This window comes from Enterococcus sp. AMC1251, from assembly GCF_058216535.1.
Map to the genome: position 1 here is coordinate 3,261,141 of NZ_CM177098.1, position 25,882 is coordinate 3,287,022.

17 protein-coding genes and 2 pseudogenes are annotated in these 25,882 nt (G+C 35.2%); 4 read left to right on the forward strand and 15 right to left on the reverse strand.

The window, feature by feature from the left end:
- Positions 1 to 4: 4 nt before the first annotated feature.
- From AC4BBR_RS15445 to gshAB, 3 genes are all read right to left on the reverse strand, one after another.
- Positions 5 to 3,007 carry a BspA family leucine-rich repeat surface protein gene (locus AC4BBR_RS15445; RefSeq protein WP_490460362.1) on the reverse strand — a complete coding sequence of 1,001 codons (3,003 nt, stop codon included), beginning with the start codon at positions 3,005 to 3,007 and terminating at the stop codon, positions 5 to 7.
- A 906-nt stretch (positions 3,008 to 3,913) separates the two neighbouring features.
- The gene (locus AC4BBR_RS15450) at positions 3,914 to 5,017 is read right to left on the reverse strand and encodes a tyrosine-type recombinase/integrase (protein WP_490460363.1); all 1,104 of its coding nucleotides are present in this window, start codon (positions 5,015 to 5,017) and stop codon (positions 3,914 to 3,916) included.
- Positions 5,018 to 6,352: 1,335 nt separating this feature from the next.
- The gene (gene gshAB, locus AC4BBR_RS15455; protein WP_490460364.1) at positions 6,353 to 8,635 is read right to left on the reverse strand and encodes a bifunctional glutamate--cysteine ligase/glutathione synthetase; all 2,283 of its coding nucleotides are present in this window, start codon (positions 8,633 to 8,635) and stop codon (positions 6,353 to 6,355) included.
- A 216-nt stretch (positions 8,636 to 8,851) separates the two neighbouring features.
- Here gshAB and AC4BBR_RS15460 point away from each other — a divergent pair, with 216 nt between their 5' ends.
- From AC4BBR_RS15460 to AC4BBR_RS15470, 3 genes and pseudogenes are all read left to right on the forward strand, one after another.
- On the forward strand, positions 8,852 to 9,346 hold the full coding sequence (locus tag AC4BBR_RS15460; protein ID WP_490460365.1) for a cysteine hydrolase family protein: 495 nt from the start codon (positions 8,852 to 8,854) through the stop codon (positions 9,344 to 9,346).
- A gap of 197 nt (positions 9,347 to 9,543) precedes the next feature.
- Complete coding sequence (locus AC4BBR_RS15465) at positions 9,544 to 10,431, forward strand: YitT family protein (protein WP_490462137.1); 888 nt, start codon at positions 9,544 to 9,546, stop codon at positions 10,429 to 10,431.
- Positions 10,432 to 10,659: 228 nt separating this feature from the next.
- Positions 10,660 to 10,875 (forward strand): annotated as a pseudogene (locus AC4BBR_RS15470) (site-specific integrase); the annotation flags it as partial.
- A gap of 249 nt (positions 10,876 to 11,124) precedes the next feature.
- Here the strand turns inward: AC4BBR_RS15470 and AC4BBR_RS15475 are convergent.
- Together AC4BBR_RS15475 and AC4BBR_RS15480 are read right to left on the reverse strand one after the other, a co-directional pair.
- The gene (locus AC4BBR_RS15475) at positions 11,125 to 11,286 is read right to left on the reverse strand and encodes a hypothetical protein (protein ID WP_490460366.1); all 162 of its coding nucleotides are present in this window, start codon (positions 11,284 to 11,286) and stop codon (positions 11,125 to 11,127) included.
- 310 nt (positions 11,287 to 11,596) lie between these two features.
- Positions 11,597 to 11,779: a hypothetical protein gene (locus AC4BBR_RS15480; RefSeq protein WP_490460367.1), complete on the reverse strand. Its 183-nt coding sequence runs from the start codon at positions 11,777 to 11,779 to the stop codon at positions 11,597 to 11,599.
- A 462-nt stretch (positions 11,780 to 12,241) separates the two neighbouring features.
- Between AC4BBR_RS15480 and AC4BBR_RS15485 the strand changes: the two are divergent.
- A pseudogene (locus AC4BBR_RS15485) lies at positions 12,242 to 12,439 on the forward strand (transposase); the annotation flags it as partial.
- 379 nt (positions 12,440 to 12,818) lie between these two features.
- On the opposite strand, the gene ftsY reads toward AC4BBR_RS15485, so the two are convergent.
- From ftsY to AC4BBR_RS15535, 10 genes are all read right to left on the reverse strand, one after another.
- The gene (ftsY, locus tag AC4BBR_RS15490) at positions 12,819 to 14,081 is read right to left on the reverse strand and encodes a signal recognition particle-docking protein FtsY (protein WP_490460368.1); all 1,263 of its coding nucleotides are present in this window, start codon (positions 14,079 to 14,081) and stop codon (positions 12,819 to 12,821) included.
- Positions 14,082 to 14,909, reverse strand: a complete 828-nt coding sequence (locus AC4BBR_RS15495) for a Cof-type HAD-IIB family hydrolase (RefSeq protein WP_490460369.1) — start codon at positions 14,907 to 14,909, stop codon at positions 14,082 to 14,084.
- 26 nt (positions 14,910 to 14,935) lie between these two features.
- Positions 14,936 to 18,514, reverse strand: coding sequence for a chromosome segregation protein SMC (smc, locus tag AC4BBR_RS15500; protein ID WP_490460370.1), 3,579 nt, complete (start codon positions 18,512 to 18,514; stop codon positions 14,936 to 14,938).
- Positions 18,515 to 18,537: 23 nt separating this feature from the next.
- Positions 18,538 to 19,230, reverse strand: a complete 693-nt coding sequence (gene rnc / locus AC4BBR_RS15505) for a ribonuclease III (RefSeq protein ID WP_490460371.1) — start codon at positions 19,228 to 19,230, stop codon at positions 18,538 to 18,540.
- A gap of 238 nt (positions 19,231 to 19,468) precedes the next feature.
- On the reverse strand, positions 19,469 to 19,876 hold the full coding sequence (gene ndk / locus AC4BBR_RS15510) for a nucleoside-diphosphate kinase (RefSeq protein WP_490460372.1): 408 nt from the start codon (positions 19,874 to 19,876) through the stop codon (positions 19,469 to 19,471).
- Positions 19,877 to 20,139: 263 nt separating this feature from the next.
- Positions 20,140 to 21,915 (reverse strand): oligopeptide ABC transporter substrate-binding protein, encoded by a 1,776-nt coding sequence (locus tag AC4BBR_RS15515; protein WP_490460373.1) that lies wholly within the window; start codon positions 21,913 to 21,915, stop codon positions 20,140 to 20,142.
- Between the two features lie 16 nt (positions 21,916 to 21,931).
- Positions 21,932 to 22,837 (reverse strand): ABC transporter permease, encoded by a 906-nt coding sequence (locus tag AC4BBR_RS15520; protein ID WP_490460374.1) that lies wholly within the window; start codon positions 22,835 to 22,837, stop codon positions 21,932 to 21,934.
- 31 nt (positions 22,838 to 22,868) lie between these two features.
- Positions 22,869 to 23,831 carry an oligopeptide ABC transporter permease gene (gene opp4B / locus AC4BBR_RS15525; protein WP_490460375.1) on the reverse strand — a complete coding sequence of 321 codons (963 nt, stop codon included), beginning with the start codon at positions 23,829 to 23,831 and terminating at the stop codon, positions 22,869 to 22,871.
- Entirely contained in the window at positions 23,831 to 24,775 is a 945-nt protein-coding gene (locus AC4BBR_RS15530; RefSeq protein ID WP_490460376.1) for an ABC transporter ATP-binding protein, read from the reverse strand. Before AC4BBR_RS15530 ends, opp4B begins: the two co-directional genes overlap by 1 nt.
- Complete coding sequence (locus tag AC4BBR_RS15535; RefSeq protein ID WP_490460377.1) at positions 24,775 to 25,782, reverse strand: ABC transporter ATP-binding protein; 1,008 nt, start codon at positions 25,780 to 25,782, stop codon at positions 24,775 to 24,777. Before AC4BBR_RS15535 ends, AC4BBR_RS15530 begins: the two co-directional genes overlap by 1 nt.
- Positions 25,783 to 25,882: the final 100 nt, after the last annotated feature.

A 25,882-nucleotide genomic window follows, 5' to 3' on the forward strand; every position in this document is an offset into this window, starting at 1 on the left:
ATATCTAAGAAAAATCTGGATTCGAACTTAAAATCCAATTGATGCTGATACCTTCACTGTAGTTATCACTTTTTAGAATAGAGTCACTTTGAATTAATAATCCTGTATCGTGGCTCCAAGACTTTTTATGCTTAAAAGAATCAAGAGGCTCTGATTCTGTTTTACTCAATATTTTCATAGGACTATTGGGTTCTACCCTTACACCAGCATCGTTTTTGCTATTTTTCCACATGAAATTAAATGGGGTATCGCTAGGTAAATCGAGCACTAAATTTAGCTCCCAATTGGACTCTGGATTCAAACTATTCAAAATTACAAAGTCTAAATCATTATCTGATTTTCTATAGATGAGTCCTTTTGATTCACTGGTTTTGACTTCCCAACGTAAGACATCTGTATGATTTAGCACAGAAAATGACCTATCTTTTTTTAAATTTATTGTCAACGTACCAGACGGACCTTCTTTAATAGTTGGCTTATTTTCTATCCCCTCACCTATAATAGATAATTGATAGAATTCTATTTCTAAATTTGAGATGCCTTCTTTGATATTATTTACTAATAAATTATACAAAAATTCATTTTTTTGATTTATAGTAAATGTTTCATAGGATGTGTCTAGCAGTACCTTATTTTTTTCAGAAACGTCAAAAGTTTTTATTTTATAAGAAACTAAATGATCTATTTCAGTAGCACCCTCATCGAAGTCTAATGAAGGAATTATTTCTATTTGAGATTTTAATTCTTTATCCCCAACATCAACAGAAGTTTCTAACAAAGAACTATTAGAGCCTTTCCAATATAAATCCATATCAACTTCTCTTTCCACGAATGCCCCTTCTAATTTAACAACTTCTCCATAAGAATCTTTTTCTACCCCTATATTAAGTTCAAGATTTTCAGGAACATAACTTACACCAGCCTTAGAATCTTTCCATTCATTAACTTCATATCTTTTATCTAGATATCTTGGGATTTCCACAGAGTCATTATATAAATAGTCGTTTTCAATTTTAATCTCATTATCAATAGTATATTGAACTGTATATTTAAAACTTCTAAACATGACTTCATTCTCATCAGTGTTCGAACTGTAGCTATAATTTGATACAAACTCTTGTGTCGTTTCGAAAAACAAATCTGAATTTTCTGACATCCAAGATGTAGGGTGTTTTGAATCTTCTGACACTTCAGGTAAATTTATATCCTGTGGCAAAGTGATCATAGACTTACTCAATTCTATTTTTGCTAATTCAGTACAATTCAAGAACATATCTTTCGTACTGACAGCATCTAAAGAAGAAAATGACCCTAAATTTATAGATTCTAAAGAATCAAGATTAGCAAACATTCTATTAGAATTTAGTAGACTGTTGGTTTTTAATTCTATTAAATCAAGTGATTCTATATGCATAGGAACTGGGATTTTAGCAGATCCTACATCTCCTGAAAACATCTCAGACATATTTTTTACATTGCTAGTATCCCAAGTACTAAAATCAAATGAGTCAAAACAGCTCGCTCGAAACATTCCAGACATATCCTCTACAGAAGAAACATCTAGTGCGGAAAAATCAAACCTCTCCAGTCCACGCGCACAGTAGAATAAAAACGCCATATTTTTTACATTCTTTGTATTAAAATTTGTCAAATTTAGAACTTTAATGTATCCTTCTAAATTAGTATCTCCTGCAAATGTTGAATCCATACTTTCCAATTTGGGATTTTCCCAGCCTTCTAAATTAAGGTATTCTATTTTACTTGAAAAAAACATCCTGTCCATAGATATAAGTCCCGATGTGTCAAAGGAACTTAAGTCTAATTCTTTACAAGAAATGGAAGAAAACATATCGTCCATGTATTTTATATTTTTAGTAACGAATTTATCACCAAAATTAAACTCTGATACATTGATCATTTCACTAAACATTGTTTTTGCAGATTCAACTGAGCTCATATCAAAATTGTTAATAGGTGCTTTTTTTAACTTTGAACGCGCAAACAAGCTATCCATATTAGTAACATCCGAAGTATTCCAGTTAGACAACTCTAACTCTTGCACACCTAGTTCTTTAAACATCCCACTCATATTAGTCAATTTTGCAGGTTTTTCTGGTGGAACACTTAGCATGTCTATTTCCGCTCGTTCAAACATAGAATAGACTGAGGTTACATTATTCATTTGAAGACTACTTAAATCTAATGTTCCTATTTTTTTAGCATTGTTAAACAAATAATCCATATTAGTTACATTACTGGTATCAAAATATTGGAAACTTTCTCCAATGTTTGAGTTTTCATAAAAATAAGTCTCTTCAAACATTTGGCTGATGTTCGTTAAATTGAAATTTTTATTAGTTTTAGAATCACTCAAAGTTAAATTTAAAGGAGCAAAATCACTTCCAGCCTTATAAAACATCCGTGACATATCCGTCACCTTGGAAGTATTCCACATTGAAATATTAATTGGATTGATCACTGCCACATTCGCAAACATACTATTCATATTAGTGATATTTGAAGTGTCAATATTTTCAAGCCCCATAATGGAAATGCAATTATCATTTGCGCTAAACAATTCACTTGCGGATCCAAACAAAGTAATTGGTCTTTCAAAGATAATTAATCTAATGTCTTCTGGCTGATACCCATACTTACTAGATCTAAAAGGCGTCTGATCCCCCATAAATTCTTCTAAAACTACTCCACCACCTATTATCAGTTGCCCATCATTTATTGAAAAAGTACAAGGTACATCGCCCCATAAAAATTTTTTCTCTTCATTAACAGGAAAAGTACTTTGTTCAGCACTCTCTGGTAAAGATACTTTGAAAGCATCTAAATCCACCCCATTTTTATTAAGCGTGTTATCTTTTTCATTAAATAAATTATTGCTCTCACTAACTATTTTAGTGTTGTCCTCAGCAAAACTAACTACGCGATTAACATAGAATATTAGACTGCATGCTACTGTTATCGCAATAAAATTAATAACTTTATCTTTCATATACATGATCGCCCCATAAATAATATTTAAATTTGTTTATTTCTTTAGTGGAAAATAATACGCATAATAAAACAACGGCACAACAACCTTTAACGCTGCACATGTCAACCTCTAATTTTTCTTGTTTTTTATAATCAATTTAACTGCAACATACATCTTCTAGATCGAATATTTTATTTTTTCTAATAAAACATATACTATTAGTATAGTAGACAAATTTACCGTAGCTAACAATTTCATGTGGTAATAGTCACTTAGAGTCACAGCTTTTTCCAAGCAATCAGAAGGAGTTGATTCTTTCATTAAAAATATTTTATCTGATAATAACTTTTCGCTCGTTTCTTTCGTTTTTAGACAATCGATTTTTACTCCCCAGAAAAAATCGATTGCTTATTGCCTGCCCCCACAGTACCCTTGCTCCGAATCACATTAAACGTTCTTTTCCATATTTCGATGAGAATTCCAAGAATGTTCTCGCCAACATATAATCAATTTCAACCCCTATTTAATCTTTTGATTTCTTTTATAAAACCAAAATGGGTTTGATTGAAATTGTTGTTTACTTTTTTTAGCAAACCATTCAAATTCGTTAATGAATTGGGAAGTAATCCTTAATCCTCTCTATATATTTTTGGAGAGATCACATGTTTTTCTACCATTTAATTTTTAGCTTCAGTTATACAAAAATTTCCATATAAACGTCTTGGAATAAAGCATTCCAAGACAATACGCTTTTCCTGCTGTTGTAGAAAGATTCTTTTTTTTGTTCGACGGCGAACTGACGGACTATATCACTTATAGCCCAAGGAAGATTGTTTAAAATTCAATTTATAGGGGACAAAAAAGAGACTGATACAAAACATTTTGAGTTTTGTATCAGTCCGTAATTTTTTTATTCTGATTGCTTTAACTAATTACTTTTTCCATCTGTTGAATGGTTAATTTTCGTTGATCGAATAGCGTGTCTGTATATACATCTAAGGTCATCTTCGCTGATGAATGACCTAGCAACGCACTTATGGAAGCAATATCTCCCTTAGCTTCTAAACAGCGTGTCGCAAACGTGTGTCTTAACTGATGGAAATGAACATTTTCTAGTCTTGCTTTCTTTCGAATGCGGTGGAAGTGATACGTAATCAGTCGCGGTTCTATTGGCCGACCGCTTTTCATAAATAAAAATTCGCCATCTGTTTGTTTTTTCCAATCTTTTAGCCACTGAGTGGCTTGTTTAGATAGAGGGATTGTTCTTTGAGAAGAGGCTGATTTTACTTTTCCTAATGATAAAGTTGTCTTTTTTTGGTCATTTGCTAATGGTAATCGTTGGTATGTCTGGGTTACGCAGATAACTTTCTCTGAAAAATCAATATCGCTCCAACGTAATGCAGCCAATTCTCCAATCCTTAGCCCTGTATGCAGAGCTAATAATACAGGTAAGCCATAATAATCTTGGCTTGCTGCTTGTTCTAGCATTTTTTGCTCGTTTCGAGTAAGTGCACGGATCATTTTCTTCTCCATTTTAGGTAAAGAAAGGTCTGTACAGGGATTTTCTTGTAGTATTCCTTGTTGAACAGCGGATTCTAAAACCATTTTAAATACGCGTATGATCACATGGATGGTTGTTGGAGATAGCCCTTGGTTTAACCAACGGGTAACAGACAGCTCAAGGGTTTGACGCTCAAGTTTCATTAGTGTTTTTTCACCAAACAACGGAATCACATATTTTTGTAATTTATGTTGATAACTAGAAAAAGTAGAGTCTCTAAGTTGCAATCGTTGTTCAGATAGCCAAAATTGAATCCATTCCGTCACTGTACCTGCAAAAATAGTCTGTTCTTTTTTTTCTGTTTGATAAATCATTTTTTGAAGAAAAACTTTTTGCCGTGTTTCTGTATATGTTTTTCCATAAACATACCCATAAAAAATTTGTCCATTGGCTTTTCTTCCTTTTTTATATCTGCCTTCCCAACGTCCATCTTTTCGCTTATAAATATTTTCTCCTCTACGACTCATTGCTAATTCCTCCTTGTAATAAGTAGTCTCATTTGACGGCTAGTAAGACGGCTTAAAAAATAGATGTTCTTTTTTAAATACATTTAAAATACATTTTTAATTTTAAATAACGTCTATTATATTTAAAATACTGTTGACAAGCCTTTAAAAACGCATTATACTCTGTAATTGAAAGTGTTTATGAGAAATAATATAAATAACATATAAATAAATGTCGACTATCTATAAAAGACTTGTACTCTCTATAACAGGTGATACTCTATGTTATTCTTAGATTGACTAAATAGAATACAGAAGCTGTTTTAAGCGTATTGTCTTGGAATGCTTTATTCCAAGACAATACGCTTTTCATTTTTGTATAGATATTAATAATGTAGGTGAAAATATAAAATCCATTCTTCAAAATGTTTTTAGCCCTATACGAAGAACTATATAAACAGGGTGTCATAATGAAAAAATTATATGCATATCACCGATGCCCTACATAAAACGTCTTTGATCGCTGTTAACAGTTATTGTAAAGTAAACATCAAAACTAATCTATTAGACGTAGAAAAAGATGACTATATTCATAAAGAGGTTTTAATTAACAAATCCAAGTGTACAATAATTGATGCTATTTTCAAAGTAGAATGTGAAAATATTCATCAATATCAAATCAGCAATTGATAGTAATTTAACACTATGATTCTAAATTTTTTATTTGTCAAATTAAGCTGGACAATTGTTTTTCATTTACGTAACTCAAAAATACTTCTAAAAGCGTTCGGTAAATTATATGAAAGAATTAGGTTATAGGATAGTAATGACATCAACACGAGTCGATGAACAAGCGTAACATTTTATAGAAAACTTGGCTATCTAGAAAAAGAGAGTCTTTTTCTAGATAATACAATACTTGAGCAACCCCTCCAGCCTATTTCTCGGGGTTAAACTCTTATTATACGAAAACTAAAACCGCAAAAAACAAAAAAAAGACTACCTCCTACTAAAACTGTAGTTAACTAAAATAGGTATAGACCGATTCAACAACTACATGTTAGAGGGGGCTTTCTATTTTGTAAAGAACTTCCAAGGTTACTTGGAGAAGAACCTCAATTAGTGATCGACCTACAAACCACTTCCGTCATCTCTAGCATGACAGGAAATAGCTTGTAGGTCGATCACTTTATTTTCATTCAGTTTGGTGAGGTTGAGAGCCCTCAGGGGTGTTTGTCCCACTCTCTTCCCACTAATCAATTTAATTCTTTAGATTTTTCCACCAACATTAGTTGACAAAGAGCCAAAATTAAACTTGTTATTTTTTTGAGAATAGTTACTTTCCAGATGTACACATCAATTATTTTTTAGAACAAACAATTCTGGATACAACATTTTTAATACATCCATCGTCAAATGACGCCCTTGCCCCGCATAAGGATATGCATGCATATGCATAGCTGGGTTAAAGTTTGCTTCTATAATACCGTATGTCTGACTATTCTTCATCCCTTTAACCAATTTATCAGGAACAATCAAGTCAATTCCACAGATCTTTGCTCCTAAAGCTTGGACTGCTTCAATTGCAATCTGTTTATAACTTTCATCAAAATCATCTGTCACATCGATTGAGTCGCCACCCGTACTGACATTAGAATTTTCTCTTAAATAAACGATCTGATCTTTTTCTGGGACAGATGTTACCAATAGATTTTGCTCTTTTAACATCAAACGTTCCACATCACCTAACTGGATCAACTCCAATGGTGAACGGTGATTCGTTCCTCTTAATGGGTTAAGATTTTTTTCTGCTACCAAGGCTTCAACAGAATGAATTCCATCGCCGACTACATTTGCTGGTACACGCAACATAATTGCCCTTACTTTGTCATCCAGCACAAAGAATCGATATTCCGTCCCTGGAAGAAATTCTTCGATCAACACAGCAGAATCTTCTTTAAAAGCTAATGTCAATGCTTCTGTATAATCAGCTAAGGAAGCTCCTTCTTTAAAAATCGTAATGCCTAAACCATAATTTGTCGTTTTGGGTTTTATCACAAAAGCTTTTTCAGAATACTTGATGTAAGCCTGTTCAGCCTGTTCAATAGTACCAAACTCATCTCCAGCAGGTACAGTAAAACCCGCTTCCGCTAGGACTTTTTTTGTAACTGTCTTATTCTCCATGATCAATGGAACAATATAGCTATCTTTACTAGTCATATTTGCATTTTTGACATATTCGATGTGATCGTTGTGTTTTAATTTTAAAAACTGTTCTGCTTCATCTAGTAATTCAACCTCTACGCCTTTTTGAATGACATCAAATAAAAACAATTGTGTAGATAACTCCATATTTCTGAACCCAGCTAATTGATACGGTCGCTCAAAAGCCATTCCTTGATATTCTTTCCCGAAAATAATGCCCAATTCTTGATTTGAGTTACTTTCAATGATTGTCCACATTTTTCCAGCAATCGTTAAATCGGGTGTTCTCAGCTGTGCTCGATGGATTTCTAATGATTTTTTCATTCTAAATAGACCTAAAGCTTCAATCATTTCATCCATTTCAGTAAAGATACGATCCCCTTCGGCTAAAAGTTTCACTTGCGCAAACGGATGCCCTAAAGCAACTTGTTCATTCAAGAACTCACCTGTTGCTACCCAGTCATTTGGTGCTTCTTTTTCATCTGTCCACAATAAATACAACATAAACAAATGAATAAACTCAAGAGATTCTTCATCCACACCTAATGCAGCAAATGGATTTAAATCTAGATTTCTAAGTTCAATATAACGAACGCCTGTTTTTGGTAAATCAGCCATTTGTTTCCCACCACGTAAGCGAACTGCTGAGTAGAATTCTTTTTCTTCTGACAAAATGCCATTTTCAACCATTCGATGAATGTCATTAATATACTGTTGTAACGATTCATAGGACACTTTGACATTTTCATTATTTTTATAGCCAAATGAACTGTTACGCAGACTTCTGACAGGTTCTTTTGGTCGTTCTTCTTGTTCATTAAAATAACCAGATTCGCTGACAGGTGATGCGCCAAAAAGATAGGTAATCAGCCAGCGATAACGTAAGTAATTCCGTGAAACTTTCATATAAAGAATGTTTTTGAATTCTTCGATTGTTTCATATTCTGTTTGTTCTGAGAAAAGTTGTTGGACCAATTCAATATCATATTCAAAATTGAAATGAATCCCGCTAACCATTTGCTTACGTTTTCCATATTCTCTTGCCAAATAGCGACGATACAGAATACCTTCAAACTGATCGAGTTTAGCAATTTTAATCTCTTCATCTTTTAGCGGTAATTTCGGCGGCATACTAAGCGGCCAAAGCATCTCGTTCTTATTCATTGAACGTAAGGCTACATCATGAATCGCTGCGAGGTAACGCATCATCTCATTGATAGAATTCGCCACCGGTGTGATTAATTCCATTTGCGTTTCACTAAAATCGGTTTGAATATATGGATGATACGAGCGATTCCCCAAAACATCTGGGTGATCTGTCGTTGCAAGTTGACCTTCAAAGGTCGTACGCTGACTTTCTTTTTCTAATCCAAAGCGTGCAGCCATGACATATGGACGCACATTTTTTTGTTGTAACAACTCATTAAATTTCATACTGTCGCCTTTCTTCCCATTATTATTCCATTACTCATCATTATATAGAAAAGGACGAGCAAAAAGAATATTTTAGCTTCAATTTTGTTAAAAAGAACGTAAAATTTCTTGTTTGATTAAAAACAACTCCTTTATTCGCTGTTATCTCCTCTTTAAAGCCATCTAACTTCATTGTATACTATAAAGAAAACATCATTTAATGCAAAGGAGAAAACAATGAATAATAAAGCCTTAATCGTTATCGATCTCCAAAAAGGATTAGATCATTTTGGTACGGGGTTGTTTCAACTGAGTAACCTATTGACAGAAGTAAATCAACGTATAGCAGATTATCGACACAATCATCTGCCCATCTTATTTATCCAGCATGAAGATGCCGATTTAGTTGTCCATAGTTCCAACTGGCAATTATTTGATCAACTTGATGCCAGAGCAGAAGACTTTTATGTTAGCAAAACACATGCAAATTCTTTTTTTCAAACAAATTTAAAAGAACTCTTAGATACACTTTCTGTCACCGAACTTGAATTTTGCGGCGCTCAAACAGAATATTGCGTTGATACTACTATTCGTATGGCGCATGGCTTAGGCTATACTTGTTTTATGAAAACAGGGCTGAGTACAACGATAAACAATGATTTATTAGGCGCCCAAACGATTATCGCACACCATGAAAATTTATGGGATCGACGCTTTTTAACGTTTATTTGATTAAATAGCTGATTATTTTTCTACTCTTTCTAATTCTACCACATTCCTCAACTAAAAAATTAAAATTATCTCATGATATCTTCTAGTTATTCGTGATAGTATAATTAGGGGATATTTGTTGGGCTTTCTATTTTATGCACTTATTTATCGTTTAACATAGAAATAAATACCCACTATTCTATGAAAATGGAGGAACTATTAGAATGAAATTTTCGAAAAGACAAATCCAAGATACGTTATATGTAACAATTGGTTCGTTTATTTTAGCAGTGTCAATTAACTCAATCTTACTGCCAAACAAAATCGTGGCAGGCGGTGCCAACGGAATTAGTGTAGTGATTAATTATCTGTTTGGAATCAATCCAGCTATAATATTATATGCCATTAACTTACCTTTATTGCTTCTTTGTTTCTTACTTTTAGGAAAAGAAGTGGGCATAAAAACAATTTATGGTAGTTTAATTTATCCTTTTTTTGTAGGAATCACCACACATTTACCTGTGCTTACCCATAATATTTTCCTCGCAACAATCTTTGGCGGTCTTTTAACTGGGATTGGATTGGGACTAGAATTTAGAGGGAATGCTTCGACTGGCGGAACAGCGATCATCTCTCAAATTGTCAATAAATATTTAAAAATTTCGCTTGGTGTATCTATTTTATTTGTAGATGGTCTAGTCATTTTGTCTGCCTTGTATGTTTTCAATACGGATACCGTTCTATTCTCATTGATTTGCTTATACATCATTGGCCGTATAGTTGATATGGTGCAAGTTGGCTTCGTTCGTTCGAAAAATGTTTTAATCATTTCACCGAAATATGCCGAAATCAAAGAAAAAATTTTGGTGGATATGGATAAAGGTTTGACTATGATCCCAATTGAAGGTGGCTATCAAAAAAATCCGAGTATGTTGATGATGACTGTTATTCGCGAAAAAGATTTTGCTAATATTAAAGAAACTATCATGGCAATCGACGAAGAGGCGTTTATCGTTTCGATGAACGCAAGTGAGGTTTTTGGTCGAGGCTTTAGCTTAAAAAAAATTGCTGAAGATTACGGGATTGAAACGAATAATTTGCAATAGAAACATGAAACAAAGCATTTAATCCTAACGACATAATCACTAAGCTCTTTCTGTGGACTAATATCGCCTTAATTTGTTTCACCTCTTCTTTAATGTGTATATCTCCCCTACAATAACTGATAACATTGAATACGTTAGCTTTCCCTTACACTACTATTCTTTGAGTTATAATAAAAATCAGTTTTTGAATACGCATCAACGTAACGTATCCAAAAACTGATTTTATTATATGATCTGAAACGGATTACTCTTCATGAATTTAGAAAGACACATGTCTCGCTTTGCGCAATGGCAGGAATGAATCTGAAAGATATTATGTCCCCAGTAGAGCATAAAGATTCTAAAATGACTCGTCAAGTTTATAACTACTTCTATCCTGAACGAAAAGAGCGAAGTGCCGATCCGTTCGCTAAATTTATTGAAAAAGAGAAATGTCTCTTTTAATCATCGTTGTAGTTAGTTTGCTTTCCGTCAAAAAGAAGCACTAGAAACATTGATAAATCAATATTTCTAGCTTCAAAGAGACTTTAACCCACACTGCCTTCCACTTGATTTTCAAGTAGTCACAGTATTTCACAGGGTAGTAAAATATTAATATTACCGGTTTTTGATTGAGATATAAAAGCATGTCATATCAACGAATTTCATACTTATCCGTATTCAAAAAAATTGAGGAGCTATCTTAGCTATTAATTATTGAATTAAGCTATTCACTAAACGAGCTCGCTCGTTTTCATCTTTAGTAAAAGGAATTTTATAAAACTTAGATTGAGAGGCTTGCCTCAATATTTCTGCATACTCCTTATAAGTGCCTCCAAGCTGTTTTATGCTGTTACCCATCATCATATCAACCATTTGAGAACTTTGTTCTCCAGTTTCAATATTATTTTAAGTATTTGAAGTTAAAAACGATTCTACTGGTTGATTCTTTTCAGATTGATCATAAAAGTATAACAAGTAATCTATGGTCGTTAACTCCTTATCCTCTTTCTCTACATAACCTTGATAACCAAACAATATATTAGATTCTATCACCAATTTCACCATATCATTGGCAATATATTCACCATTGATTAGTTTATTTTTGCTAACTAGCCTCCCTTTCTATTAATAACGTCTAGATCAGCATAAAATACATTTTTAGACCTACGTAGTCCTCCATCAGCTAAAATTTATTCAATTTTTCATTCTGTGTTTTAAAGGTTTCTTTTACTTGTTTCCCTAATTGTCCTTTTACAGAATTCCCGATATTTTCTGAAACATCACTCATATTTGATTTAACTGAGAATAGTTCACTTTCACCAGATTGTTCAGCTTTTTGTTTATTCGTCTGCTTTTTTTGAATCATTGAATTTCCAACGGCAGCACTACTAATCATTTTTTGTGCATTTTTCTTTAAATCTTTTAATACATCGTCTAATATTAGAAATCACTCTCTTTCTTAGAGGTTTCCTGATCAGATAATTTACGAAGATTACGATAGTAGTTATCTTCTGTATCTTCTAGCTCTCGTTGTATCTGGCTTATTTCTTGTTAGGCTACCTCATAAAAACATTTTTTTGACCGAAACTCATTTTCTAGAATCTCTTCTTTATCCAACAATTGCCCATCCTATCCAAGTTGATTCGCTAATTCCTGATCACTTTGAACAAGCTTATCGATTCCTGATTTGATCTCAGAAATCAAACTATCAAAGCGTTCTACCAGTTGCTTAGCTTTTGCTATTTTCTCTTCATAAAATGTTGTAAGCTCCTTGACAATACTTGCTTCTGTTGCTCCTGCTGAGGCAAATGCATCAATAATTTCTGCTTACCAAACGACTATTGGTACTTTTAAGAAGGTCCAAAATGAAATTGAAAATGCGCTAGAATTGCCTTATTCTAATGAACCACCGGAATGTTTAAATAACCCTATTAAAGTGTTGAAGAAAAATGCTTATGGGTTTCGTAACTTTTATAAGTTCAAGTTGAGAATTTCTTTATGTTTTGGCACCATTCTTTTCAAGTAAATAAAAAAAAGCTGAGACAAAAGCGTTTAGCTCCGAGAAATAAGAGGGAATGCACGAAAATTGCTTTTCAAATTTTTGTGACCAAGTAGGTAATTCTACATCAGCTCGTACCTCGCTGTGTTTCACAGCAATTTCAGCTTATTTCCGAAGCCTTCAAAACTTAGTGCTTTAGCACTTAGAATTTGATGTGATCGGAGTGAAGCGTAGCAGCTGCTTTTTTCTCGCCGTTTATTCAGATTTAGAGCGTGAAACAAAACTGATCTTTCGTTTTGTCCCACGCTCCTCATACTAATTGATTTAATTCTTTGGATTTTCTTTACCAATATTCGTTGACAAAGAAGCATTTAATTCTATCTTAAAAAAACTAACCAATCTAATGTTAATCTTCCACTTTCAGCAAACCTTTAAACAATCCAATTGCAAAATCATTTGCATCAAATGGTTCTAAGTCATCAATTCCTTCACCTAGCCCAACTAATTTCACTGGTAAATGCAGCTCATTACGAATCGCTAGGACGATTCCGCCTTTAGCTGTACCATCTAGTTTCGTTAGAATTAATCCTGTGACATCCGTCGTTTCTTTAAATTGTTTTGCTTGTGACATCGCATTTTGTCCTGTTGTTGCATCTACTACAAGTAGCACTTCGTGAGGCGCATCTGGCAATTCACGTTGAATCACACGCTTGATTTTTTCCAATTCGTTCATCAAATTGACTTTGTTTTGTAAACGTCCAGCTGTGTCTACAAGTAAAATATCAGCATTCTCCGTTTTCGCACGTTCTACTGCATCAAAGACAACTGCTGCTGGATCGCCACCTGCATTCCCTCGAACAACTTCTACCCCTGCACGTTCACCCCAGACAACTAACTGATCAATCGCTCCAGCTCTAAATGTATCGGCGGCGGCTAACAATACTTTTTTGCCATCTTGCTTAAATTCATAGGCTAGTTTTCCAATACTCGTCGTTTTTCCAACACCGTTTACGCCGACAAATAACATAACTGTCAGACCATTCGTTTGAATATTCAGCGCATTGTTTTCTTCGATACCTTCTGCTTCGTACAAATCAACCATTTTTTCAATGATCGTATTTTGAACAGCAGCTGGTTTTTTCACATTGCGCAATTTGACTTCTTGTCGCAGTGATTCTGTAATTTTTATCGCTGTATCAAACCCAACATCAGCACCAATCAACGTTTCTTCTAGTTCTTCAAAAAAGTCTTCATCTACTGAGCGGAAATTCGCAAATAATGCATTTAAACGCTCCCCAAAGGTTTTACGCGTCTTTTCTAGGCCTTTTTCGTACTTTTCTTGAACGATAAGCTCCTCTGGTTCTTCAATAACATCAACCTCAACAAGTTCTTCCGCTTGGGCAATAGGATTTATTGTAGCCAAAGGTTCCATTTCTGAGACGATTTCTGGTTTAGTTTCCGATTCAATTTTCTGTTCTACTTCGGGTTCTTTTGCATGTTCAAGAGAATCTTCTTGAGGTCGCTCTGCTGCTTTTGTTTCTATTTGTTTTTCTTCTAAAACTGCCTCTTCTTCCATAGGATCTTTTAGCGTTTCGTCTGTTTCAAGTTCAGCTGGTGGTGCTTCTTTTTCGCTCATAAAAGCTTTTTTTATTTTATCAAAAAATCCCACTTAATTTCCCCCTCTCATTGGTTCTAAAACAAATTTTTCAACGGCTTGGGCAACACCATCATGATCATTTGTATCTGTAATCACATCTGCTAAATCTTTCACTCTAGAAATGGCATTTTCCATTGCAACGCCAAGTCCTGCATATTCGATCATCGGTAAATCATTTTCTTCATCACCAATTGTCATAATCTCTTCTTGTTTGATGCCTAAATCTCTGGCTAATAATGAAATGCCATACGCTTTTGTAACCCCTTTAGGCATAAACTCTAGTAAATTGCTTCGAGTTTTGATGATTTCATAGTGATCATAAAATGAACGAGGTATGTTTTTTATTTGCTCATCTAAATAAGTTTCATCCACGGCAATAACTGCTTTATTATAGATTCTATCAGCAGTTAATTGAGCTAATTCACACGGTTCAAATGTCAATAATTTATTTAGCTGGCTGTACAACGATTCATACTCTTGCGTCGTGGGCAATTGCAACACGAGTCCATCGGATAAAATATCCAAAGGTACATTTAATAATTTAGCTAACTTATACAACTCATATACATTATCTAAAGGCATAGATGCTTTTTCGATAATTTCACCAGTATCATTTTTCTGAACCAATCCACCATTGAAGGTGATACTGTAATCCCCATTATTCCGTAAATTCAAAGTGTCTAAATAAATACCGATTGCGGCTAACGGTCGACCTGTACAAATGACGATTTTAACTCCTAAAGCTTTGGCCTGTGCTAAAGCTTCTTTATTTCGGCGGGAGATTTCCTTGTTACTATTTAATAATGTACCATCTAAATCAATAGCGACTAATTTTATCAACCTGTCTTGTCTCCTATCTTATATAACTAAGTTTCAGCGGCGATTGCGCCGCCTTCTTTCACTTCTTCTAAACGAACAGAAACGATTTTCGACACACCCGATTCCTGCATCGTTACCCCGTACAATACGTCTGCTGCTTCCATCGTCCCCTTACGATGAGTCACCACAATAAATTGTGTATCGTCTTCGAATTCACTTAAATAGTGACCAAAACGAGAAACGTTCGCATCATCTAAAGCGGCTTCTACTTCATCCAAGACACAGAATGGTACGGGTCTAACACGAATGATAGAGAATAATAACGCAATGGCTGTTAAAGCACGTTCTCCACCAGAAAGTAAGCTCAAATTTTGTAATTTTTTTCCTGGAGGCTGTGCCTCGATTTCTACCCCTGTATTCAATAAATCTTCTGGATTGGTTAAAATCAACTCTGCTCGACCACCGCCAAACATATTAGGGAATACGACATTAAACTGTGCTCGAATCGCTTCAAAGACTTCGCTAAAACGGGCTTTGACTTCTTCATCCATCTCACCCATTGTTTCAAATAACTGCTCTTTAGCATCTAATAAGTCATCGCGTTGAGACGCTAAAAACTCATGACGTTCATTGACTTGCTCATACTGCTCAATAGCGTTGAGATTGACTGGACCTAAACGTTCGATATCACGTTTTAAACGTTTTACTTCGATCTTTGCCTGTTCTTTATCGATTGTCAATTCATAGTCTTCACTCGCACGTTCAAAGGTCAAACTGTATTCTTCTTGTAAGTACTGCAGCGAGTTATCCAATTTAATTTCTGAACGATTTTTCTCAACTTCGATTTTCGTTTGTTCCGTCAACAAATGCTGTTGTTGTTTGTTTTCTTCAGCTAATCCCGTGTCAATTTGATCGACTTGGTCTTGTAATTGTTGACGAGCGGCTTTGGCTTCTTGAATACTTGTTTGTAAGTACTCTTTTTTCTCAGCAAGCTGCTCTAATTGAACCGCTAAACTTTCTTCAGTAACCTGATGATCAGTCGAGTGATCATTCAACTGTTGTAATTGTTGACGCAGCGCTATTTCTCTTGCTAAGTATTCGTCTAATTGTGTTTGTTTTTCTGCTACTTGTTCCGTTAAATGAGTTAATTGCTCGGTTACAACTGCTTGATCTGCTTGCACTTGATTAAATCGTTCAAATGCTTCTTCGCGTAATCTTTCCATTTGACTAGCTTCTTGATCCACTTGCTTCATTTCTTGATCTAAACGGTCTTTCGTTTGGTTTAGTTCTTGTTGCAGTTTCGTTAATTTTTCTTTTTTTGTTTGATACTCCGTTAAAAATTGATGTAATTCACGTGCTTCAAATTCAAAAAGACGCTGTTCTTTTGTTAAACGAGTGATTGTTTCTTCTTGATTCGCTAATTTATTTTGTAATTCTTGTTGTTTCAAACGACTTGTTTCACCTAGTGAACGCAATTGTTCTAGTTTTTCATTCAGTGTTTTGACTTCATAGGTTAACTGTCTGACTTCTTTTTCATTTGCTGTTAATTGTTTTTCCACTCGTTCCATTTGCTCCGTCAACGTTTGGAGTTCTTGGGTTTGTGAAAACAGGCTGCCTTGATTCCCTCGTTTATTCGCACCACCAGTCATCGATCCTCCTGAGTTCATAACATCCCCATCTAAAGAAACAACTCGATACTGATAATTGACCGCTTTTGCCAATTGATTAGCACTTTCTAAAGTTTCCGCTAGTAAGGTTACACCCAGTAGGTTTTCAATCACATTACTGACTTCATCTGAAAAATGGACTAATTCACTAGCAATTCCTAAAAAACCTGAAATATTACTAACACGATCCCGTACTGCATTAGAAACAGTTCTCGGTTTGATGGTCGTCAATGGTAAGAATGTTGCTCGACCGCTATGTTGCTGTTTTAAAAACGTAATGCCTGCTCGTCCATCTTTTTCAGTTTCCACAACTACATGTTGAGCGGCTCCACCTAAAGCTGTTTCAATTGCTAACGTATAATCTTTGGGTACATCAATCAATTCTGCAACCGCACCGACAATTCCAGTTAGTTGGTTTTTATGTTTTAAAACTGCACGAACACCTTGATAAAATCCTGAATAATTCTCTTGAATTTCTTGTAAGCTTTTTTGACGCGCCTTGGCCTGTTGTACTTGATTCATTGCTTGATACATTTGTTTTTGTCTTACAGCTAATTGTCCTTGTTTTTGATCCAATTGCTGCTTTAAATGAGAATATTGCTCTCGTTGGTCTGTCAATAATTGGTCGGATTCAGACACTCTGCTTTTGAGTTGTTCTTTTTCTGCCAAAGCCTCTTGCATTTGTTTTTCTAGTGCTTCGTGTTTCTGGATAGATTGTTGATTTTTGGCTGTTTCTTGTTGATACTGACGTTCCAGGTATTTTAGATCGTTACTTGTATTTGCTTGTTCCTGCATGACTTCAACGTATTGGCTACGTAATTCTTCTAGTAATTCTTTTGATGATTTACTGTATTTTTCAACTTCTAGTTCTGAAGCTTCAATCGCTCCTACTAGCGATTCGAGTTGCGCTTTTTTTTCAATAACTTTTGTTTGTAAGTCTTGAACTTCTTCACGATAGCGAGTGATTTTTCCTGCATTCTCTTCTAAAGACTGTTGGTATTCACTGGTCGTTTGCTGCGTATGTTTTGAACGCTCAACCAAGACATTTTTTTGTCCCTCAGTTTGTTTCAAGGCTTCCGTAATTTGGAGAAGTTGCTGTTGTTCTGTTTCGATTTGTTCATCGATTTTATTGCGTTTGCCACGCAATTGGAACAATTCATCTTCTGAATCGCGAATTTTTTTGCTGGCTGTTTGTAATTTTTCTTCAATTGCAGAAAGTTCAGCTGCTTTGATTTCCCAGACTTCTTTGGCCTTTTCAATTTCAGTAACTGTTAAGCTAACATCAATTTCCGTTAGGTTTTCTTTAAGTTTTAAAAACTCCTTGGCCGCTTCGCTTTGTGCAGCTAAAGGAGTCAATTGATCTTCTAATTCATAAATGATATCTTGCACACGGCTCAAGTTATCTTCTGTTTCAAATAACTTTTGTTCGGCTTTTTTCTTACGTTGTTTGTACTTTAGTACTCCAGCTGCCTCTTCAAAAATCCCGCGACGATCTTCTGGCTTACTATTAAAAATCGCTTCGACTTTCCCTTGAGAGATGATCGAAAATGATTCTTTCCCTAAACCAGAATCCATAAATAAATCATGAATATCCTTCAAACGACATGCTTGTTTATTAATGTAAAAATCACTTTCACCCGTTCGACGATAGCGACGTGTCACACTAATTTCAGTAAAATCTAACGGTAAAAAATGATCACTATTATCCAATACAACCGTTACTTCTGAAATATTTAATGCTTTACGGCCTTCTGAACCTGCAAAAATAATATCTGGCATCTTGCCGCCGCGGAGGCTTTTAGCGGACTGCTCGCCTAAAACCCAGCGAATCGCTTCGGTGATATTACTTTTCCCGCTGCCGTTTGGTCCAACGACCGCCGTAACACCATTTTCAAACTCTATAACAGTTCGATCCGCAAAGGATTTAAATCCTGCGATCTCAATTCGTTTTAAATACACGAATAAAACGGCTCCTTCCAAGCTTACTCAGGATTTTGTTTCAGCGCTCGTTCAGCGGCATCCTGCTCTGCTAATTTTTTCGACTTCCCCAAACCGGTTCCAATCATTTTTTCGTTGACATAAACTTCTACAAAAAAGATTCGATCGTGGGCTGGACCTTCTTCATTGACCAAACGGTAGTCAATCGTAACGTCTCCTTGTCGTTGCAATACTTCTTGTAAATGTGTTTTATGATCCATCTCATGTGAAAAAGCACCGGCATCGATTTTTGGAAAAATGACTTCTGCAATAAATTTCTTGACTACATCAACTTTTTGATCTAAAAACAAAGCACCTAAAAATGCTTCAAATAAATCGCAGAGCAATGCTGGACGTGTACGTCCACCAGAATTTTCTTCGCCTTTGCCTAAAAGAATATATTGGTCGAAATGACATTCTTTCGCAAATTTGGACAGGCTATCTTCACGAACGATTGCCGCTCGCATTTTGGTTAGCTTGCCTTCGGGCATTTCTGGGAATTGTTTATACAAATATTGCGAAACCAGCAATTCTAGCACAGCGTCTCCTAAAAATTCTAATCGTTCATTGTCAGACAGTTTTAAGTATCGATGCTCATTCACATAGGATGAATGGGTAAAAGCTTGTTCTAATAGGTTGACATCATGGAAAACAATGCCGTAACGTTCTTTTAATTCGGTAGTTAACTGATTGTCCATTTGCTACATTCCTTTAAGTTTATTTACAACCTCCTCTATTATACTTTTTTTTTAGATATTTTTAAATGGTTAGGAAGGAATTGTCTTAAAAACACTATATCATTCATCCTATTCGAAAAACTTGTAAGCCCTTTAGCTTTTATTCTGAGTTTTTTTATAATAAATTAGTAAAACCTTACTATTTACTGCTACAAAAAAGCGCCCAAGATTGGCAGAAATCTTGATACGCTTTTTTTGTTTAATTTGATTGATTAAAAAATCGTTTAATTTCAATAGCTGCAGTATCTGGTGAATCAGATGCATGAATGATATTTTGGTAGCAATTTGCCCCATAGTCGCCTCGAATCGTTCCTGGATCTGCTTCTAAACAATTAGTCGCGCCAATCATTTTTCTCACTGTTTTAATGGCATTTGCTCCTTCTAAAACAAGATAGATTACTTCTGATGAGGTCATATACGTTATCATGTCTTCAAAGAAATCTAAGGTTTTTACGTGAGCATAATGTTCTTTAGCTAGTTCTCTAGACATTTTAGCTACTTGTAATTGGCTTATCTTTAGTTGTTTTTTTTCAAAACGTTGAAGAATCTCTCCAACTAATTTACGTGAAACACCATCTGGCTTAATGATCACAAGTGTTTTCTCCATTTGATTTCTCTCCTTATTTTTAAGAATACGCTGTTTTGAAAACGCTTAACACAAAGTTATCATTCTTCTCACTATGTGTCTAGGATACAAGTGACAAAAAATATTCTGCCTTTGTCACTGTTAGATATTCGTTAGAAACAAATCACTCATCGTTCTTAGTTAGTAAACTAATCAAACGTGAAGAAAAAGGATGTGAGACAAAAGTAAAAATCACTTTCGTCTCACATCCTAAATACAAATACGCAAAGATTACAAACAACAGTTTAACGTTTTTCAGCTGTTAATTCAATAGTATAATAATCTTTAGTATCTTCATAATTCCAAGTAAATGATTTTACACGATCATTAATCGGCAGGATTTCATTACGGTACAATGTTGGAATAACTGGTGCTTGTTCAAACATATATTCTTGCCATTCGTTGTATGCTTTTTTACGTTTGTCCTCGTCAAAAGATTCTTCTGAGTCAATTGCTGTTAATAATTTATCATTTTCTTCTGAAGTAAAACGGGAGTAGTTAAATCCAGCCTTCCGTCCATATAAACCAGCTGGAGATGGTGCACTATTGATACTCCATGCCGCTTGGAAAACGTCTATTTCTGGATCGTCATTCTTCATCTTATCATAGAATGCTTGGAAATCAATTAAACGTCCCGTAGCTAATTTAACATCCAAACCAATTTCTTTCCATTGTTGTAAATAATAATCAGCTAATGGTTGAGCTATTTCGCTACCTGCCATGGAAGCAAAGTTAATGATTAATTTTTCACCCTTAGGATCTTCTCTCAGCCCATCACCATCTTTATCTTTAAAGCCAGCATCATCCAAAATCTTCTTTGCTTTATCTGTATCATATTGATACCCTTTTACCTTTGTATCATGTAGATTTTTAAAAATTGGCGGAATTAGTGTTGTTGCGCCTGTACGTAAGCCATTATAGAATTTTTGACCAATGGCATCATTGTCAATTGCATACCCCATTGCTTGACGTAAGTTCACATCAGCCATCTTGGCGTCTTGGTTCATGATAGACTCACCTTTTTCTTTGTCAAAAGTACCTAGTTTAAAGCCAATATACGTATAAGCTAATTCTTCACGCCCTAACATTTGATACCCTTTAGAATCTTTGTATGTTGGGTAATTCTCTGTTGGCATTGAGTAGACCATATCATATTTTTTCGCTTTTACAGCTTCAACAATTGATGCAGTTGGTACATTCGTAAATACGATTTTATCTAGTTTAGGTTTTCCTTGGTAGTAGTGCTCATTTGGTAAATATTCCACTGACTCTCCTGTTACAATCTTACTCATGTAGTAAGGACCGAATGTTACAGGATTTTTGCGGACTGCTTCACTTTTTTCTTGGTCTTTGATTGAAATATCTTTAAGAACATGTTTTGGTATCGCTCTACTATAAATCCCACCATCTAATTGCAACATGCCTGAATACATTTCTTTATACGTCACTTCGATTGTTTGATCGTCTACTTTTTTGATACCAGAAATAGTATCTGCTTTTCCGTCATGGTATTCATCCATTCCCACAATATTCATAAAGTCATCATCGTAACGAATCCCTGTATAGTCTTTATTGCCAATTATTTCATAAGGATAGATAAGATCATCCGCCGTTACAGGTTCACCATCTGACCATTTTATATTTTTTTTCAACGTGATTGTTGCTTTTTTATTGTCAATATCTAAATCTAATTTAGCAGCACCATCTTCTGTGATCATAAAATCATCTGTATATGAAAATAATCCTTCATGAGATGGTCGCATGTAATAACTATCATACGCATCTTGTTGATATACTTCTGAAAATAATCCTGTAAATTGAGTATCTGACGCAACTGCCACATCCAAAGTCCCACCTTTGATTGGCTCTTTGTCATTTTTGACTGCCATTGTAAATTTACTGATATCTTCAGTTTCTACACTCTTATTACCAGAATCTGACTTCTTCCCTCCACATGCGGCTAATGTTACAGCCAACACTGCTGTCAATGTAATTATCCCAAAAAGTTTTTTGCTTTTCACACTATTTCCTCCTCTTTTAGCCTAAACGCTGTCTAGCATCTGCTGAACGTTTAAACGCTTGGCCGATATAATTTATACATAACATCATTACTAAAATCAGTACTGACGCAGGTACCCAAATCCATGTTTTATTCGCTAAAACATCGCCATTGCTGGCATATCCGATCAATGTTCCAAGACTTGGTACATTTGTCGGCAAACCAAATCCTAAGAATGTCAGTGTTGTTTCGATCCCGATGTTTGCCGCAAAGTTAATGGTTAAATTCGTGATGATTAATGAACTTAGATTTGGCATAATTTCTCGAAACATGATTTTAATATCGCTTGTTCCTAAGGTTTTTGAAGCACTCACATAATCTCTGCGAACCTCAGATAACGTTTTACTTCTAAACAATCGGGCTTTTGCAACCCAGTAAAACGCGCTCATAATCCACACAAACGACCAAACATTATAATTAGGAATGATTGTAACAAAAACAATAATGATCATCATAATCGGCAAAATCATAATAAAGTCAACAACACGCATCACTGCATTGTCAAACATTCCACCATAATAACCTGAAACAATACCAATACCCACACCGATGATTGATGTAAGGATCGTGATTGCAAAACCAATTACAACGGAATTACGCGCACCAATGGTCAGTTGCCCCAGAACATCTCGCCCCCCTTCATCCGCTCCTAATATAAAATTTCCACCAGGTTCGGCGTATTTATCTAAAATACTGACTGTCATTACTTTTTCTTGATCAGTCAATAAAGCACCAATAAAGACAACTAATAAAATAGCCACTAGCAGTCCCAGTGAGAAAATAGCTAGTTTATCTTTTTTGAATTCTCTTGCGATCATTCGAAATCCCATCGGCGGGATTGTTTCCGGTATAGCACTTGCTGTGTTTTCGTTATTTTTATCCATCTCGTCTCTTCCTCTCCTCAAAATTGATTTTTTATTGAACCCGAATTCGTGGATCTACAAGACTCATCACAATATCTGAAATCAAATTTCCGAAGAGCGTTGCAACTCCTAAAATCAATACTAAGGTCGTGATTACTGCATAATCCCGTTGTCCGATAGAGTCGATAAATAATTTTCCAATCCCTGGATAACCAAAGATTTTTTCAATAACTACCGATCCACTAATTAAAGCAGTGATTTCGTAGCTTAGTTGAGAAACGATTGGTAAAGAAGCATTTCTGAAAATATGCCTTGTATATAATTTATTTGTCGGCACTCCTTTTGAACGTGCCGTGCGAACGTAATCTAACGACTGAGAATCAATCACCTCATTACGTAAATATTGGATTGTGATTGCCGTTCCAAGCAGAGCCTGGGATAATGCTGGCAAAATCAAATGATAAAAACGATCCCAGATATATACGCCTGTTCCCGACTCAACACCGCTAGATATTGAGCCTGTTGTTGGAAACCATTCTAAACGATACCCAAAAATAAATAGCATAATCAATGCAAAAATAAATGGTGGCACCGCAAAACTGAAAAAGTTATAAACTACGACAAATTTATCTAAAATAGAGTTTTGATAGCGACCTGATAAAACGCCTAACGGCAGTGCAATCGCATACATGATTACAACGGTTACTAAAGATAGCAGAAGCGTATTGATTGCACGGCTACCAATCAGAGTTGAAACTGGTAATTTAAAAATAAAGCTTTCCCCAAAATCTCCGTGTAAAACATTAATGAGCCAGCGCACATATTGCGTTGTCCATGGATCATTCAATCCCGCTGATTCACGCATTTTTTCAATTACTGCTGGGTCAGTATTTGGATTGATCAGACCAGTAAAAGGATCTCCCGGCATCATTTTTGCTAACATAAAAATCAGTACGCTTAAAATTAGGATTTGAGGAATCATAAAGAGTACACGTCGTAAAATCGTCTTCCACATTAGATTACACCTCCATTTTTTAACGCTACCTGGTGCGTTTCACTGATTTTACATAACTCATATACGCGACCATTTTGATCGTAATACTCTTTTTGATGCTCGATATACTCTTTTTCTACTTGGCGCCGTTGCGCTTTGTGTTCTTCACGATGAGCAACATCGATTTTAGGAATTGCAGATAGTAAACGTTTGGTATAAATATGTTGGGGATTCGTGTAGATATCTTGACGTGTCCCGATTTCAACAAATCGTCCTTTGTACATGATCGCAATATTATCACACATATGTTTTACAACACCTAAGTCATGTGAAATGAATAAGTAACTCAGTCCATATTCTTCTTGAATATTTTTCATAAAATTCAATACTTGCGCTTGAACCGATAAATCCAATGCTGAAACTGGCTCATCTGCAATAATCAACTTAGGATTCGTTGCAACAGCTCTAGCCACGCCTAAACGCTGACGTTGTCCGCCTGAGAATTCATGAGGATATTTATATAGCGCATCTTCTGGCATTCCAACAATGTCTAACAGACCTTGAACCTTTTTCTTTTCTTCTTGGTCGCTCAATCGTTCAAAATTGCGAATCGGTTCAGCAATGATATCCAATACTCGTTTCTTTGGATTTAAACTAGACATTGAATCTTGGAAAATCATTTGAACATCTTTATTGTATTTCATCGCTTTACGATTATGCGCTTTTGTCACATCTTGATCTTGGTATAAAATACTGCCGCTAGTCACTTTTTCTAACCCAATTATCGCTTTACCCGTAGTAGATTTTCCAGAACCTGATTCACCAACCAAGCCGTACGTTTTGCCTCTTTCGATAATAAAATCAACACCATCAACTGCCAACACATGATCTGTCACTCTATTAAAGAAACCGCTGCGAATAGGATAATGGACTTTCAAGTCTTTGATTTGAATGATTTCTGCCATTATACTTCCTCCTGATCGTCTCTAAAATGAAAATGCTGATAACAAGTACAACGAACAAAATGCCCTTCTGACACTTCATGTAATGTTGGTTCTGCTTCATGAGCATACTCTGGAATCCAAGGAATTCTTGGTGCAAAACGACAGCCTTCTCTTGGTAATTTGCTCAACGAAGGAACTACACCTTCAATTACGTGTAACTGACTATCATCTGAATCTTCTTGTGGAATCGACTGTAATAAAGAGCGCGTATATGGATGTTTTGGATTGCTGAATACTTCTTCGGCAGTCGCAACTTCAACGAATTGCCCTGCATACATCACCGCCACCTTATCAGCCATCTCAGCTACTACACCTAAATCATGTGTAATCAAAATAATTCCCGCTCCCGTTTCTTCTTGTAAATCTTTGAGTAAGTCTAAAATTTGCGCTTGGATCGTTACGTCTAATGCAGTTGTTGGTTCATCCGCAATAATAATTGCAGGTTTACAGGCAATAGCAATTGCTATGATCACACGTTGACGCATTCCTCCAGATAATTCATGAGGATACTGTTTTCCAACGCGTTCAGGATTTGGAATCCCTACCTGTGTTAATAACTCGATCACTCGCACTTGCTTTTGTTCTCCATTCATGTCGGTATGATAGGTTAAACTTTCTTTGATCTGATCCTCTATTCGCATCAAAGGGTTCAGCGCTGACAATGGATCTTGAAAGATCATACCAATATCACTGCCTCGAATCTTATTATATAATTGCTCGTTAAATGTAGTTAGGTTTAGATCCTTGTAAATAATTTCTCCAGTTATACGAGTATGATTTTCATCATGCAGACCGATAATCGTTGTCGCCAAAGTACTTTTCCCACAACCAGATTCGCCGACAATCGCCAAAATTTCATTTTTTTCTAATTCAAATGACACATCATCGACAGCATCATAGTATTCATCTTTAATACGAAACCCTGTACGCAAACCTTGAACATCTAACAATTGATTCCCCTCACTCACTTTAAAACACTCCTTCATGCTCAATTAAATAGCTTATTACAACAAGAAACTTATTAAAAAACCTTTTTTTAATGTAATCTCTTCACGAACTCATTGCAAC

Bases quoted from the DNA above. Each gene is read 5' to 3' on its own strand.
- AC4BBR_RS15445 (WP_490460362.1), bottom strand. From the start codon at position 3,007: ATGAAAGATAAAGTTATTAATTTTATTGCGATAACAGTAGCATGCAGT.
- AC4BBR_RS15450 (WP_490460363.1), bottom strand. From the start codon at position 5,017: ATGAGTCGTAGAGGAGAAAATATTTATAAGCGAAAAGATGGACGTTGG.
- gshAB (WP_490460364.1), bottom strand. From the start codon at position 8,635: ATGAAATTTAATGAGTTGTTACAACAAAAAAATGTGCGTCCATATGTC.
- AC4BBR_RS15460 (WP_490460365.1), top strand. From the start codon at position 8,852: ATGAATAATAAAGCCTTAATCGTTATCGATCTCCAAAAAGGATTAGAT.
- AC4BBR_RS15475 (WP_490460366.1), bottom strand. From the start codon at position 11,286: ATGGTTGATATGATGATGGGTAACAGCATAAAACAGCTTGGAGGCACT.
- AC4BBR_RS15480 (WP_490460367.1), bottom strand. From the start codon at position 11,779: ATGATTCAAAAAAAGCAGACGAATAAACAAAAAGCTGAACAATCTGGT.
- rnc (WP_490460371.1), bottom strand. From the start codon at position 19,230: ATGGACAATCAGTTAACTACCGAATTAAAAGAACGTTACGGCATTGTT.
- ndk (WP_490460372.1), bottom strand. From the start codon at position 19,876: ATGGAGAAAACACTTGTGATCATTAAGCCAGATGGTGTTTCACGTAAA.
- AC4BBR_RS15520 (WP_490460374.1), bottom strand. From the start codon at position 22,837: ATGGATAAAAATAACGAAAACACAGCAAGTGCTATACCGGAAACAATC.
- opp4B (WP_490460375.1), bottom strand. From the start codon at position 23,831: ATGTGGAAGACGATTTTACGACGTGTACTCTTTATGATTCCTCAAATC.
- AC4BBR_RS15530 (WP_490460376.1), bottom strand. From the start codon at position 24,775: ATGGCAGAAATCATTCAAATCAAAGACTTGAAAGTCCATTATCCTATT.